Source organism: Enterococcus sp. DIV0756 (assembly GCF_051710745.1).
Classification (GTDB): Bacteria; Bacillota; Bacilli; order Lactobacillales; family Enterococcaceae; genus Enterococcus_A.
Map to the genome: position 1 here is coordinate 2,592,079 of NZ_JBIOLF010000001.1, position 12,827 is coordinate 2,604,905.

Sequence of the window (12,827 nt, forward strand, 5' to 3'; positions counted from 1 at the left end):
AATGAGCCAAACAGAAATACGATTGACAGGGACGGCGCTCTTTGCCGCTCCCTGTTTTACTTGAAAGGGGAAAAATATGCGTAATCCTAAACCCAAAGAATGGCTGGCCAGCGAATTGAGCCAACAATACATCGCTGATTATAAAGCCTTCAACTTTGTCGATGGCGAAGGCGTCCGCAATAGTCTTTATGTCAGCGGCTGTCCTTTTGCCTGCGAAGGCTGCTTCAACGCGGCGTCGCAGAATTTCCGTTATGGCAAGCCCTTTACGCAAGAACTAGAAGATCAGCTGATTGCAGATACCGCCCATGACTACGTTCAAGGCGTTACTTTCTTAGGCGGCGAACCTTTCTTGAACACCCAAGTCTGCTTAAAGGTGATTGACCGCATTCGGGCAGAATTTGGTGACACCAAAGACATCTGGTCTTGGAGCGGCTACACGTTTGAAGAACTTTTGCTAGATAGCGATGATAAATTAGAGATGCTAAGTAAGATTGATATTCTAGTTGATGGCCGCTTCGATCTCTCAAAGAAAAATTTGATGTTGCAATTCCGCGGCAGCTCAAATCAACGCATCATCGATGTGAAAAAATCATTAGCTCAAGGGGAAGTCGTCATTTGGGAGAAGCTCCATGATTCGGAAAAGGCCTTCGAGCAAATCAAAAAGAGCGAACTAATTTGATCGCTCTTCCCACAATGGCAATACAATATTTTCAAAGGCAATGGGATCGAGATTAGTCAGAGTAATTCCGACTAGGCGGATCCCTTTTTCTACGCCGCCAATTTCCTCCCAAATCAAACTCGCTTGAGAAAATAAATCTTCTTTCTTTTCTATGTAATAAGGCAATGTCACCCTTCGTGTAACCGTTGTGTAATCTGCATAGCGAACTTTGAGAACAACTGTTTTACCATGCCGCTGCACCCGCTTCAGGGATCCTTCAACCTTTTCGGCTAACTGTCTCAGCTGGCTTAGCACCTCATCTTCTGTCGACAATGGACGTCCGTACGTATGCTCTTTTCCAACAGACTTTCGCTCACGTGTAATACTAACTGGCGAATCATGAATTCCTCGCACCTTTCGATACAAAGAATAGCCCATCTTGCCGAATTCCTGAATCAAGAACATTTCACTTTTCTCATATAAATCCGCCCCCGTAAAGATACCCAGCTCATTCATTTTAGGAACGGTCTTCTTGCCAACCCCATGAAATTTTTCAATCGGTAGACGCTTTAAAAAGACGACAGATTCTTCTGGGGAAATCACCGTCATTCCTTGTGGCTTTTGGTAATCCGAAGCCAGCTTAGCGAGAAATTTATTGTAGCTAACTCCTGCTGAGCAGGTTAATTGCAGCTCCTGCCAAATCTCCTGTTGAATCAGGCGAGCGATTTTGATTGCTGAACGCGCATGGATTTTGTTTTCCGTTACATCTAGGTAAGCTTCATCAATCGAGACCGGTTCAATGATATCCGTATAGCGATGAAAAATTTCGCGTACCTGTTGGGAGACAGCATTGTATTTGGCATGGTCGCCCGGCTTAAAAATGGCCTGCGGACACAATTCATAGGCCTTTTGAGCACTCATCGCAGAATGAATCCCATAGATTCGCGCCTTGTAATTCGCTGTTGTCACGACACCCTTACCACCAGTATCAGAAGGATGGCGAGCAATCACCAAAGGATGCTTTGCTAGCTCTGGATCATCTCGCTCCTCAACAGAGGCAAAAAAAGCATCCATATCAATATGAATTATCTTTCGCGATGTATCATTTTTCAATGGAAAAACCAATTCTGCCATGCTACTCGCCTCCTTCCCACGTTTATGTCTCCATTCATTATAACCGAACGTTTGTTCATAAACAATTATTCATGCTAGCAGTAAAAAGAACTTAATTTTTCAAGCAAAAAAACCAAACAACCTGCACGATCAAAATCGTCAAAACAGTCTTGTTCGGTTCCATAGTATAAACTATCACATTATCTCTCGATGAGATTTACTTTGCGTATCATCAGCTTATCAGCTGAACCTCGCTGAAATTCTTGTGGTTCGCCAAAAATTTCAGCATAGATCACCTTGTTGTGTTCACGACGACGTAGCTGGTAGATAATTTTCCCAGTATCTTCCAGTTCCTTCATCATTTCCGTCACACCACCGAAGCCCGTTTTTTTTGTGATAAATCCAGTTGCCACCATGCGTTCATCTAAGTAACGTGCTGAGATCACTGATCCTTTCGCCAAAGTTGTTCTTAAGGCCGTTGCTAATTCCTCTAATTCCTCTGGAACAGGCAACTCCCGTTCAACTGGCTGATATAACGTATCTCGCAAGGTGTTTAATTCCTCCACCAAAGCTTCATACTGCTCCTTCGTCAGCATCACACCTGCGATTTTTTCACGGTTAAAAATGTAAACACCGGTTTCTGCCTTACGAGCTTGAGCAAAAACATCCATTGGTGATTTTTTTACTTCTGTAATTGAAGATGTCGGAACATCTAATTTTCGCAATCCCATGTGCTCTCCTCCTACTTACTAGCTCTTCATATAGAAGAACTACCCCTTATTTTCAATTGTATCCCATTCTATCAATCACGCGTTCCACCACCCAACACGCTAAGTAGAATGACACTCTTCTCGTAGTCCTAATCATTATAGCATAACCTTTCTTGAAGAAAAATCTTCACCTCAGTTTCCTTCGTCAGATAAAAATGTTCGGTATCTTTCTTGAATCAATAAAGAGGAGTCTAAGGTAGGCGTTGTTGTCAACGCTACCTGATGACTCGCAAGCACGATGTTTTTTAAAGCTAAAGCCAGTTCATCTATTCGACAATTACTCAACAGGGATAATTGTCTTTTTAATTCCTTGCTAAGACGATGATAATCTGGTGAAACATGTCCTTGCTTCCATTTTGAATTGAAGATCACTAAGGGAAGACCTTGGTGTATGCCAAAAAACAAATCAAAAAGCTTTACTCGGAATGTGCTCTTCAATAATTCACTTTCCCAAGCCATCGTTTCTTCGATAATCTTACTCGCCAGCGTGACTTCCTCATATAAGGCTGTTCGATGCTTCTGATGGCAACGGTAGAATTCAGTGAATAGCTGAAAATGATAACGCATATGGTCAAAGAATAAATAAACAGCCAATTTTTCCTGTACATCAAATTCCTCAATGAATTTATTGACTAGTACCTTGTCTGGAAACAACGCTTTGTCCAATGAAGTCGCCGATTGGTTTTGATAATACTCATCTATTTGTCGATAAACTTCCCCTTCTTCAAAATAATAGAAATCTCTCAAATAACGTAATTGTAGCAATAGAATGATCCCTAGATCACCTAACAATCTCCCTGTTCGCCGTTTTGCTAACAAATTCAAACTAATCAATCGTCGATTTAATCTTCGCAATTTTGTATACTGCATTTCTGTAGGTGTCAGTTCCCAAAGAAATTGTTTGAAAAGTTGAAAGAGTGGATCTTCCATCAATATTTTTCGATGAAGCTCTAAGTAATTTGGATAATGCTGACGATTAATTTGCCATGTATTCTCTTTGATGACATACGCCTTTTGCTCTAGTTCACTAATGTAGCGCCTCACTGTTTTTATACTTATCCCTAGTTGTTTAGCCATTTCAGTCATCTTGTACTGTTCTTCCTTGATTAACTCAAGTAGCGCCAAATACCGTTGCGTTTTTTTACTTATTATAAGTTGCCAGATCATCCTTCATGTCCCCTCTTCTGCTCATTGAAATTCTTCTAATTTAAAAATAGCACAAGTATGATCCGAGTTTTTTCTCAACTTTTTTTCAAAAAAAAAAACGTCTGAATTCTCAGACGTTCAAAGTCATGGCATTTACCGCCACGATAATTGTACTCAAGGACATTAAAACCGCACCAACAGCGGGACTTAGCAGGATTCCAATCGGTGCCAAAACCCCTGCCGCAAGAGGAATGGCTAAAATGTTATAGCCGGCTCCCCACCAAAGATTTTGGATCATTTTGCTGTGTGTTCTTTTGGCTAAGCGGACAAATTTTAAAATATCCTGCAAATTGCTATTCGTCAAAACGACATCCGCAGAGTCAATCGCGATATCCGTTCCAGCACCGATCGCCATTCCGATCGTGGCTCTTGCCAAAGCGGGTGCATCATTGATCCCGTCACCTACCATCATGACTTTCTTGCCATCATCAGTATACCGTTTAATGATTTTTTCTTTATCATCCGGCAATAGTTCACTATAAAACTCGTTGATAGACAGATAATCTGCTACTGCTTTGGCCGCCTCTTGATTGTCTCCAGTCAGCATCACCGGTTCGATCCCGACATTGCGCAAGCTCTTGATAAAATCCTTTGCCTGCGGTTTTAAGGTATCGCCCATTGCAAAGAAGGCCACCAGCTGATCGTCTATTAATAGGAAGGAAATCGTATTGCCTTGGGCTTGATAATCCTTCAATTTTTCTTGATCAATACTTAATTCACGACGTTCGATTTCCTTTTGGTTGGCCAGAATGACTTGATGTCCTTCGACCGTTCCGCTAACACCGATCCCCTTCAGAGTCGATACGTCTTGCGCTTGAAAAGCTTCGATCCCTTCGACCTTCAAATAATTCATGACACCGACAGCTAGTGGATGATTGGTTTGAGCTTCCAGCGCACCAATATATTTCAACGCCTCAGTTTTACTCATATCAGTCAATTCTTCGATCCCAGTGACCGTAAACTTGCCTTCTGTTAACGTTCCAGTTTTATCAAGAAAAACATAATCCAATTGGTTTCCCTGTTCGAGGGCTTGACGACTTTTCAGCAGTAGGCCATTTTTAGCCGCTAATGAAGTCGAACGAGCAATGACTAAGGGAATCGCTAGACCCAAAGCATGCGGACAGGCAATGACAAAAACCGTTACCATCCGATCCAACGCCTGTGGCAGATCCGCCGCGATCAACCATGTAATAAAGGTCAAAACACCTGCGATTAACGCGATATAGAATAACCATTTCGCTACTTTATCTGAAATCGATTCTAATTTTGACTTTTCCTGTTGGGCTTGCTGGACCATCGTCATTACTTTGGCCAGATAGCCGTCCTCGCCAGTGCCAGTCACTTTTACTCTGATTGTCCCATCACCGTTTACTGAACCGCCAATGACTGGATCACCGACACTCTTTTGAACACCTTTTGACTCACCTGTCACGGCTGATTCATCAACGATCGTTGACCCTTTGATGATCTGACCATCTGTCGGCATTTTATCGCCAGCACGAACTAAGAGTAAGTCTCCGCTCTTGATTTCCTGCAGCTTGACCTTTTGCGTTGAACCATCTTCCTGAATTTGATTGACTTCATCCGGCAGCAATTCCGCCAACTTTTTCAACGCATTGCTGGCATTGGAGACTGCACTCATTTCCACCCAATGACCTAAAAGCATAATAACGATCAAGGTCGCCAATTCCCAGAAGAAATCCATCACGTGTTCATGGGGGTTGAGCTTATTGGCAATAAAGGAATACAAACTATAGATATAGGAAACTGTGATCCCCATCGCGATCAACGTCATCATCGCGGGACTTTTCATCTTCAGCTCCATTTTCGCTCCGCTTAAGAAGGGTTGTCCTCCATAAATGAACAAAATCGTTGCTAATACTAAAACAACCCACTCAGATCCTGGAAACGTTACTTGGAATGACAGTTGCACTCCCATCATCGGCGAAAGAACGATGATGGGAATTGCTAAAACAAGGGAGAGCCAAAATTTTTGTTTGAAATTTCCCATGTGCATCGAATGATCCATTCCTCCATGATCCATCTCATGATGATCATGCCCTTCCATTCCATGACTCATTTCGTGATGCTCGTGTCCCTCCATTGAATGATCCATTGCTTGATGGTCATGCATGGAAGGATCCGTGTTCATCGATTCATCCATTTGATCTCCTTGTTTCATGTTAAATGCCTCCTATTTCCTGCAACGTTCTTATCCTGAAATCCTTCCTCCCTGCTTGCTACAGTTTTTTATGATTCAAGCTGAGGGAGTTGAGCAGCACACTGACCGAGCTAAAGGCCATCGCGCCGCCGGCTATGATTGGATTCAAGAAGCCTAAAGCGGCAAAAGGAATCCCAATCACATTGTATAAAAACGCCCAGAATAAATTTTGTTTGATTTTTCTTAATGTTAGCTTGGATAAACGAATACTCTTTTCAACCGACAAAAGATCGCTGTTCATCAAGGTAATATCGGCTGTCTCCATTGCGATATCGGTTCCGCTGCCCATCGCAATCCCGATATCCGCTAAAGCCAGTGCCGGTGCATCATTGATGCCATCGCCTACCATACCTACCGATTCACCTTTTGTCTTCAGTTCTTTAACGACCTGCGCTTTGTCCTCCGGTAAAACTTCTGCCACAATATCTGAGGCCGACAGTCCCACCTGTTCACCAATATACCGCGCTGTTTGAGGATTGTCTCCCGTCAGCATATTCACCTTAATGCCCAACTGATGCAAAGCAGCAATCGCGGCTTTAGAGGATTCTTTGACCTGATCTGTGACTGAAATCAACGCAAGAAGCTGGGTGTCGTCGGTTAAAAACATCACCGTTTTTCCTTCCTCTTCTAACGCTACCACACGCTCTTCGGGAAATGAAATGTTTCGCTCTTTTAAGCCACGTTTTGAGCCAACAAAATAGGCCTGTCCATTGATGATCCCCGTTACCCCTTGACCAGTTAAACTCTCAAAGTTTTCCACTGGCAAAATCTCGGTTTGCATTTTTCCATATTGATAGATCGCTTTGGCCAAAGGATGCTCTGACTGCTGTTCCAAACTCGTCAAATAAGCCAAAGCCTTTGAATCAAACGCTTCAAAATCTGCTACTACCGGCTTTCCTTCTGTAATCGTTCCAGTCTTGTCTAAAACGATCGTCGTCAAATGAGCGATTTTTTCTAAGGCACCGCCGCCTTTAATCAAAATCCCCGATTTCGCACCTAATCCGGTTCCTACCATAATCGCCGTTGGTGTGGCTAGGCCTAATGCACAAGGACAAGCAATTACCAATACAGAGACACTATGAACGATCGCCTGCTGCCAATCACCCGTCACAAATCCGGTCACGATCAACGTAAGCAACGCCAAGCCCAATACTGTCGGAACAAAAATACTGGAGATTTTGTCTGCAATTTGCTGGATCGGTGCTTTTTCTCCCTGCGCATCCTCGACCATTCGAATAATCCGAGAAAGAACCGTCATGCTGCCAACTTGTGTAGCGCTGAATTGAATACTCCCTGTTGTATTGACGGTTCCGCCAAAAACCTGATCCTCTACCTGCTTATCCACTGGTAAACTTTCACCTGTCAGCATACTTTCGTCAATCGTGGTCTGTCCCTGAATAATCTTTCCATCAACAGGAATTTGTTCCCCTGGACGAACCCGAAAGATATCACCCACTTGCACAGCTTCGATCGGTACTTCCTTTTCTTCGCCATCAATAATTATCATGGCTGTCTTAGCCTGCAGACTCATTAATTGTTTGATTGCATCGCTGGTTTTCGTCTTAGCCTTTTGTTCTAAATATTTCCCCAGCAAGATCAACGTAATGATCATGCCGCTGCTTTCAAAATACAAATCCGAGTTGTCCGGATTGAAGAAACCGTTATACACACTTAACGCGAAAGCAGCCGAGGTCCCCATCGCTACCAATACATCCATATTCGGCGCTTTAGTCTTCAAAGCATGATACGCCCCGCGATAAAAACGCTGACCAACTCCGAACTGGACGGGGGTTACTAAAATCAATTGTACTAGCGGAAGGTGTAAAAAGTGCACCCAGCCGGCATGACTGCCTAAGAGCATCGCGATCATGGCTATCATCAAGGGCGCTGTTAAAACCGCACTTAAAATCAAATCCCGCTTCATTTTTCTAAGATAAGCCGCTTTTTCTTCCTCGATCTTTTGCTTATGAGCTTCATCAAATAGAATCGCCCCATAGCCGATCGCTTCAACACGCTGAATCAACTTTTCCGCCGTCAGCGTATCTTCAAATTGAACCGTAGCTTTTTCTGTCGCTAGATTCACATTCGCTTCCAGCACGCCTTCTGTTGCCTTTAATTCTTTTTCCACCCGCGCCGAACAATTGGCACAGGTCATGCCAGTGATGGCAAATGTTTCAACTGTTGCCTCTGCCAATTAGATCACCTCAGTTTCATACCCTGCTTCAGTCACTGCTGCAGCGATTTGTTCCGCAGAAACTTGCGCTTCATCGAATTTAACGACCCCTTGATTCTTTTTCAGGTTGATCTTTACTTTGTCGATGCCATCCAATTGATTGATCGCTTTCTCTACGTTTGACACACAGTGGTTACAGCTCATTCCGTTGATTGCAAATTGTTTTTTCATTTTAATACTCTCCTTGTTTTTTTATTTATGATGATTGCATTCACATTGTCCTGGAATACAATTACATTCGATCGTTGCTACTGTCCGCTTATTTACTAGCTGCTCTTTGATCAGCTCAACATCGGCATCGGTCAATTCCGCCTCTGCGACTAATTCAGCGATTGTTTCACCGATTCGTTTCGCACAAATATGGGAAAATAAGTTCTCTGTTGCACTTTTGACGGTCTCGCCCTCACTGATTGCCGGATAATAAATATATTTTTTCCCCGACTGCTCTGTTCGTACCGCTTCTTTTTTGACCAACCGTCCCAAAAGGGTTTTGATCGTCGCCGGCTTCCACTCCATCGTTTGCCCAAGGATATCAATGATTTCCTGTGCAGTGGTGGACTCCTGAGTCCAGATCACCCGCATGACTTCCCATTCCGAATCACTGATCTTTATTGGTGTAATCGTCATAGCCATAAGTTTCACTCCTATTCCTTTTAAATTTGTTCGAATTTTTCCAACATGAAAATTCGGCAGATCGTCATTCGTATACGATTCCACTGACCAGCTAAAACAGGAAAGAGAACTCGTATCCTTTCGTTTACATTTGTAATCTACATTTTAAGTTTACAGTTGTAATCAATATTCGTCAACTACTTTGATGCTTTTTTCTAAAAAAAGTAACTGAAGTCAGTTTCACTACTCCAACGATTCAACGAAATACGTACCTTATTAAACTGTCAAAAGTTGAACTCGCTGCTACCTCATTCTATAGTAATCATTTTTCTGAAAATCAGAAAAATGAGGCGTATTTTCGTCACGCATGCGATTCAACTAAACTTCACGTACTAATAATTCATTTAAAGATCAATCTCTCCTTCTCTCTTTACTAAACTGCCAAAAGTTGAACTCGCAAAAAGGCTTTGCAATCTTTTTTTGATTGCAAAGCCTTTCGTAGTTTTTTATTTTATTCTCAAACAGCGCATCGCATTTAAAACAGCGATGACTGTTACGCCGACATCGGCAAAAACAGCTGCGTACATCGTCGCAAATCCCAATGCTCCTAAAATCAGCACCAAAATTTTCACACCGATGGCAAAAACAATATTCTGCTTCACAATTCCCATCGTTTTACGTGCAATACGAATCGCTACTGAGATCTTAGCTGGTTGATCGTCCATAATAACCACATCGGCTGCTTCAATCGCAGCGTCTGAACCAAGTCCTCCCATAGCGATTCCAATATCTGCTCGGGCCAAGACTGGTGCGTCATTCATTCCATCACCAACAAAGGCGGTTTTAGCTTCACGTTTTAATTCTTCTTCTAAGTGAATGACTTTGTCTTCTGGCAATAACTCGCTATACACCTGATCGATCCCAACTTTATTTCCGATCGCCTCAGCAATTCTGCGATTATCACCAGTCAGCATCACCGTCCGCTTCACGCCAAGTTTTTTCACTTCGGTCAACGCTTCAGAAACATTGTCCTTCAATTCATCGGCAATCACTAAATGTCCAATAAAAAGACCATCCAGCGCGACATAAACGACCGTGCCGATTTCTTTGACTGCCTTGTACGGAATATCATATTTCGCTAATAGCTTTTCATTTCCGACTAGAACATGATGTCCTTCAATCTCAGCCGAGATCCCAAACCCAGCAATCTCTTCCAGTTGGCTAACCGCTGCTAAAGGTTGATCCACATAGCTTACAATTGATTGAGCGATTGGATGGCTCGAACTTTGCTCCGCACTAGCAACATAACGTAGGAAATCCTTTCGATCAATCGTGGTGTCGACCTGCTGAACTTCAAAAACACCCTTCGTCAACGTTCCTGTTTTATCGAAGACGAGCGTTTCAACATTTGCTAACGTTTCAATATAATTACTACCCTTGATTAGTACACCAGCTTTACTTGCACCGCCAATTCCGCCAAAGAAACTCAACGGAACAGAGATTACTAATGCACAAGGACAAGAAATAACTAAAAAGGTCAATGCCCGATAGATCCAATCATAGAAAGGTTCGCCTGTAACCAAAGGCGGAACAACTGCCAACAGAATAGCCAAACCAACAACGATCGGTGTATAGTAACGAGCAAAGCTGGTGATAAAGTTCTCAGCCGGAGCTTTTTTACTGCTGGCATTTTGAACTAAGTCTAAAATCTTGCTGACAGTCGATTCACCAAAGGTCGTCGTCACTTCAACCGTCAATTGCCCACTTTGATTAATAAAGCCGCTAAGAATTTGCTCACCTGGATCAATACTGCGAGGCACGGATTCACCTGTTAAGGCTGAAGTATCCAGCATTGAGTGACCCTCCTTGACGATCCCATCCAAAGGAACCTTCTCTCCTGGCTTGATCAAAATTAGATCACCTACATGGATCTTTTCAGGCGCAACACTTCTTACTTCATCATTCAAAATCAGGTTCGCCGAATCCGGACGAATCGCTAATAAGGAGCTGATCGATTTTCGTGATTTTGCTACCGCATAATCTTGGAAAAATTCTCCTACTTGATAAAAGAGCATGACCGCTACGGCTTCCGGATACTCACCAATCGCAATCGCACCAACCGTCGCAATCACCATCAAGAAGTTCTCATCGAAAATCTCACCATGAAAAATATTCGTAATCGCCGTCTTCAGCACATCATAACCAATCCATAAATACAAAATCAGATACGCGATCAACTTCCAAGGCATGGCTGGTGTAAAGATGGCCAGTAAAACCAGAGCAATGAGTGCCGTGACAATCTGAATAATCTTTCCTTTGGAGCTTTCTTCAACTTTTTCTGTCTGCACGCTGTTAACTTCCACGTCTGGCTCTAGCTTGTTAACAATCGCTTTCGCCTCGTCGCTAATACGGTCAATGTCCTTTTCAGGAGCAACAATCGTAAGCTTCGTACTCATAAAATCAACCTGCGCTTGCTCCACTCCACTGATTTGCTGAACGGAACGCTCGATTTTTGCTGCACAATTCGCACAATCCAATCCATCTAACCGATATACTTTTTCCATGAGATACCCTTCTCTCCGAATTACATATGAATGTTTCCTCATATCAATTATATATGAGTGCACGCTCATGTGTCAAGCAAAGAAAGAAAGCTTTTTCAAAAAAATATTCTATGATAAACCTTGATATATCAGCTTTTAAGAAACTAAAAAAAACTTTCCTTCAAAAAACCGTTGACAAATAGACCAGCGGTCGGTATTATAAAGGTACAGACAACGACCGACAGTCGGTTTAGAGAAAGGAGAGAAGAAATGCGTATCGTAAAGGAACACGACGAACGGAGAAATGAAATCATTACAACGGCAGAAGAATTCTTTTTAACCAAAGGATTTAATAAAACCACCGTCAATGATATTTTGAAACGAATTGGGATCGCTAAAGGAACCTTCTACCACTACTTTGTTTCAAAGGAAGAAGTTCTAGATGCGGTCATCGGACAAATCATTGACCAGGAAATTCTACGAGCAAAGGAAATCCAAAAATTGGACGGAACAGCCCTAGAAAAACTAATCACCTTCCTTTCACAAAATAGTCAGGAAGATGATCGAAAAGAAGAAATGGTCGACAAATTCCAAATGCCGGAGAATTCCTTGATGAAACAGCGAGCACTAGACGGCACCATCAATCAAGTTTGTCCCGTTCTAGCAGAAATAATTGAAGTCGGCAGACAACAAGGAGAATTCAAAACAGCTTATCCACTTGAAAGTATCCAATTTTTAATCGCTGGCATCCAAACGATGTTTGATGAAATTGAAAAATTACCACCTGAAACCATTCAAAACCGCGTCATTGCCGCAACAGATTTAATTTATAAAGTCCTGGATGTGAACCAAGAAATCCATCCTTACGATCAAACAATCGCACAATTACAAAAAATCTTTATCCCATAAGCTCAACAAATTCTGTTGAGTTTAATTAAAAAATTAAATTAGACCGACAGTCGGTCAAGAAAAGAGGAAATTATTATGAATAGCACACAAACAATCAAAACCGTAGCAGGAGAAACCAACGAGTCGATCCAAACAGTCGAAAGCATCTTAAACAGTTACGAAAATTACTGCAATAAGAACATCACCCGTTACTCTCGCAAACACATGGCAGCAATCGTTGAATTTATCTCGAATGAAACGCTTCTATCACAAGAAACCTGTTCAAAAGTCATGAATCAATTCTTTGATCTAGTGAAAAGCGAAATCAAAGGTAAATTCTTTAACTAAAAAACATAAAAAGGAGAAATTTAACATGAAAAAACTAACAATTATCGCTTTGACGCTTATCACTTTAGGAGCTACTTCTCAAATCGTTGAAAAAAACATCGACAAAGAAGAAGTAAAAACCGCAGTGACTTCGAATCTTAAAGAACACGACGAAAAAGACAATGACATTGACTTTGGTCACGACAACGACGCTGAAAATACATTAGCCGAAAAAATCGGATTTTAATTAGGAGGA

Annotated in this window: 12 protein-coding genes; 4 read left to right on the forward strand and 8 right to left on the reverse strand. The window is 42.2% G+C overall.

Annotation, left to right across the window (positions count from 1 at the left end; genetic code table 11):
* Nucleotides 1-76 precede the first annotated feature (76 nt).
* Entirely contained in the window at nt 77-679 is a 603-nt protein-coding gene (gene nrdG / locus IGI44_RS12600; protein WP_438788048.1) for an anaerobic ribonucleoside-triphosphate reductase activating protein, read from the forward strand.
* Here nrdG and dinB read toward each other — a convergent pair.
* The 8 genes from dinB to IGI44_RS12640 all read right to left on the reverse strand — a co-directional run bounded on the left by dinB (nt 671) and on the right by IGI44_RS12640 (nt 11,377).
* Nucleotides 671-1,792 (reverse strand): DNA polymerase IV, encoded by a 1,122-nt coding sequence (dinB, locus tag IGI44_RS12605; protein WP_438788050.1) that lies wholly within the window; start codon nt 1,790-1,792, stop codon nt 671-673. The genes nrdG and dinB overlap by 9 nt on opposite strands.
* A gap of 179 nt (nt 1,793-1,971) precedes the next feature.
* Nucleotides 1,972-2,502 carry a hypothetical protein gene (locus IGI44_RS12610; protein ID WP_010745652.1) on the reverse strand — a complete coding sequence of 177 codons (531 nt, stop codon included), beginning with the start codon at nt 2,500-2,502 and terminating at the stop codon, nt 1,972-1,974.
* Nucleotides 2,503-2,673: 171 nt separating this feature from the next.
* Nucleotides 2,674-3,708, reverse strand: a complete 1,035-nt coding sequence (locus IGI44_RS12615; protein ID WP_438788051.1) for a winged helix-turn-helix transcriptional regulator — start codon at nt 3,706-3,708, stop codon at nt 2,674-2,676.
* Between the two features lie 109 nt (nt 3,709-3,817).
* Nucleotides 3,818-5,929 (reverse strand): heavy metal translocating P-type ATPase, encoded by a 2,112-nt coding sequence (locus IGI44_RS12620; RefSeq protein ID WP_438788052.1) that lies wholly within the window; start codon nt 5,927-5,929, stop codon nt 3,818-3,820.
* Between the two features lie 58 nt (nt 5,930-5,987).
* A complete protein-coding gene (locus tag IGI44_RS12625; RefSeq protein ID WP_438788053.1) occupies nt 5,988-8,162 on the reverse strand; it encodes a heavy metal translocating P-type ATPase in 2,175 nt (724 codons plus the stop codon).
* Complete coding sequence (gene copZ / locus IGI44_RS12630; protein ID WP_438788054.1) at nt 8,163-8,372, reverse strand: copper chaperone CopZ; 210 nt, start codon at nt 8,370-8,372, stop codon at nt 8,163-8,165.
* 21 nt (nt 8,373-8,393) lie between these two features.
* Nucleotides 8,394-8,834, reverse strand: a complete 441-nt coding sequence (locus tag IGI44_RS12635; RefSeq protein ID WP_438788055.1) for a CopY/TcrY family copper transport repressor — start codon at nt 8,832-8,834, stop codon at nt 8,394-8,396.
* Nucleotides 8,835-9,319: 485 nt separating this feature from the next.
* The gene (locus IGI44_RS12640; protein ID WP_438788057.1) at nt 9,320-11,377 is read right to left on the reverse strand and encodes a heavy metal translocating P-type ATPase; all 2,058 of its coding nucleotides are present in this window, start codon (nt 11,375-11,377) and stop codon (nt 9,320-9,322) included.
* A gap of 249 nt (nt 11,378-11,626) precedes the next feature.
* Between IGI44_RS12640 and IGI44_RS12645 the strand changes: the two genes are divergently transcribed.
* The 3 genes from IGI44_RS12645 (at nt 11,627) to IGI44_RS12655 (ending at nt 12,818) form a co-directional block, all read left to right on the forward strand.
* The gene (locus IGI44_RS12645) at nt 11,627-12,265 is read left to right on the forward strand and encodes a TetR/AcrR family transcriptional regulator (RefSeq protein WP_438788058.1); all 639 of its coding nucleotides are present in this window, start codon (nt 11,627-11,629) and stop codon (nt 12,263-12,265) included.
* A gap of 75 nt (nt 12,266-12,340) precedes the next feature.
* On the forward strand, nt 12,341-12,592 hold the full coding sequence (locus IGI44_RS12650) for a hypothetical protein (protein WP_438788059.1): 252 nt from the start codon (nt 12,341-12,343) through the stop codon (nt 12,590-12,592).
* Nucleotides 12,593-12,617: 25 nt separating this feature from the next.
* A complete protein-coding gene (locus IGI44_RS12655; RefSeq protein WP_438788060.1) occupies nt 12,618-12,818 on the forward strand; it encodes a hypothetical protein in 201 nt (66 codons plus the stop codon).
* Nucleotides 12,819-12,827 lie beyond the last annotated feature (9 nt).

Excerpts from the sequence above, each read along its gene's own strand:
- nrdG (WP_438788048.1), top strand. The coding sequence starts at position 77 with ATGCGTAATCCTAAACCCAAAGAATGGCTGGCCAGCGAATTGAGCCAA.
- dinB (WP_438788050.1), bottom strand. The coding sequence starts at position 1,792 with ATGGCAGAATTGGTTTTTCCATTGAAAAATGATACATCGCGAAAGATA.
- IGI44_RS12610 (WP_010745652.1), bottom strand. The coding sequence starts at position 2,502 with ATGGGATTGCGAAAATTAGATGTTCCGACATCTTCAATTACAGAAGTA.
- IGI44_RS12615 (WP_438788051.1), bottom strand. The coding sequence starts at position 3,708 with ATGATCTGGCAACTTATAATAAGTAAAAAAACGCAACGGTATTTGGCG.
- IGI44_RS12620 (WP_438788052.1), bottom strand. The coding sequence starts at position 5,929 with ATGAAACAAGGAGATCAAATGGATGAATCGATGAACACGGATCCTTCC.
- copZ (WP_438788054.1), bottom strand. The coding sequence starts at position 8,372 with ATGAAAAAACAATTTGCAATCAACGGAATGAGCTGTAACCACTGTGTG.
- IGI44_RS12635 (WP_438788055.1), bottom strand. The coding sequence starts at position 8,834 with ATGGCTATGACGATTACACCAATAAAGATCAGTGATTCGGAATGGGAA.
- IGI44_RS12640 (WP_438788057.1), bottom strand. The coding sequence starts at position 11,377 with ATGGAAAAAGTATATCGGTTAGATGGATTGGATTGTGCGAATTGTGCA.
- IGI44_RS12645 (WP_438788058.1), top strand. The coding sequence starts at position 11,627 with ATGCGTATCGTAAAGGAACACGACGAACGGAGAAATGAAATCATTACA.
- IGI44_RS12650 (WP_438788059.1), top strand. The coding sequence starts at position 12,341 with ATGAATAGCACACAAACAATCAAAACCGTAGCAGGAGAAACCAACGAG.
- IGI44_RS12655 (WP_438788060.1), top strand. The coding sequence starts at position 12,618 with ATGAAAAAACTAACAATTATCGCTTTGACGCTTATCACTTTAGGAGCT.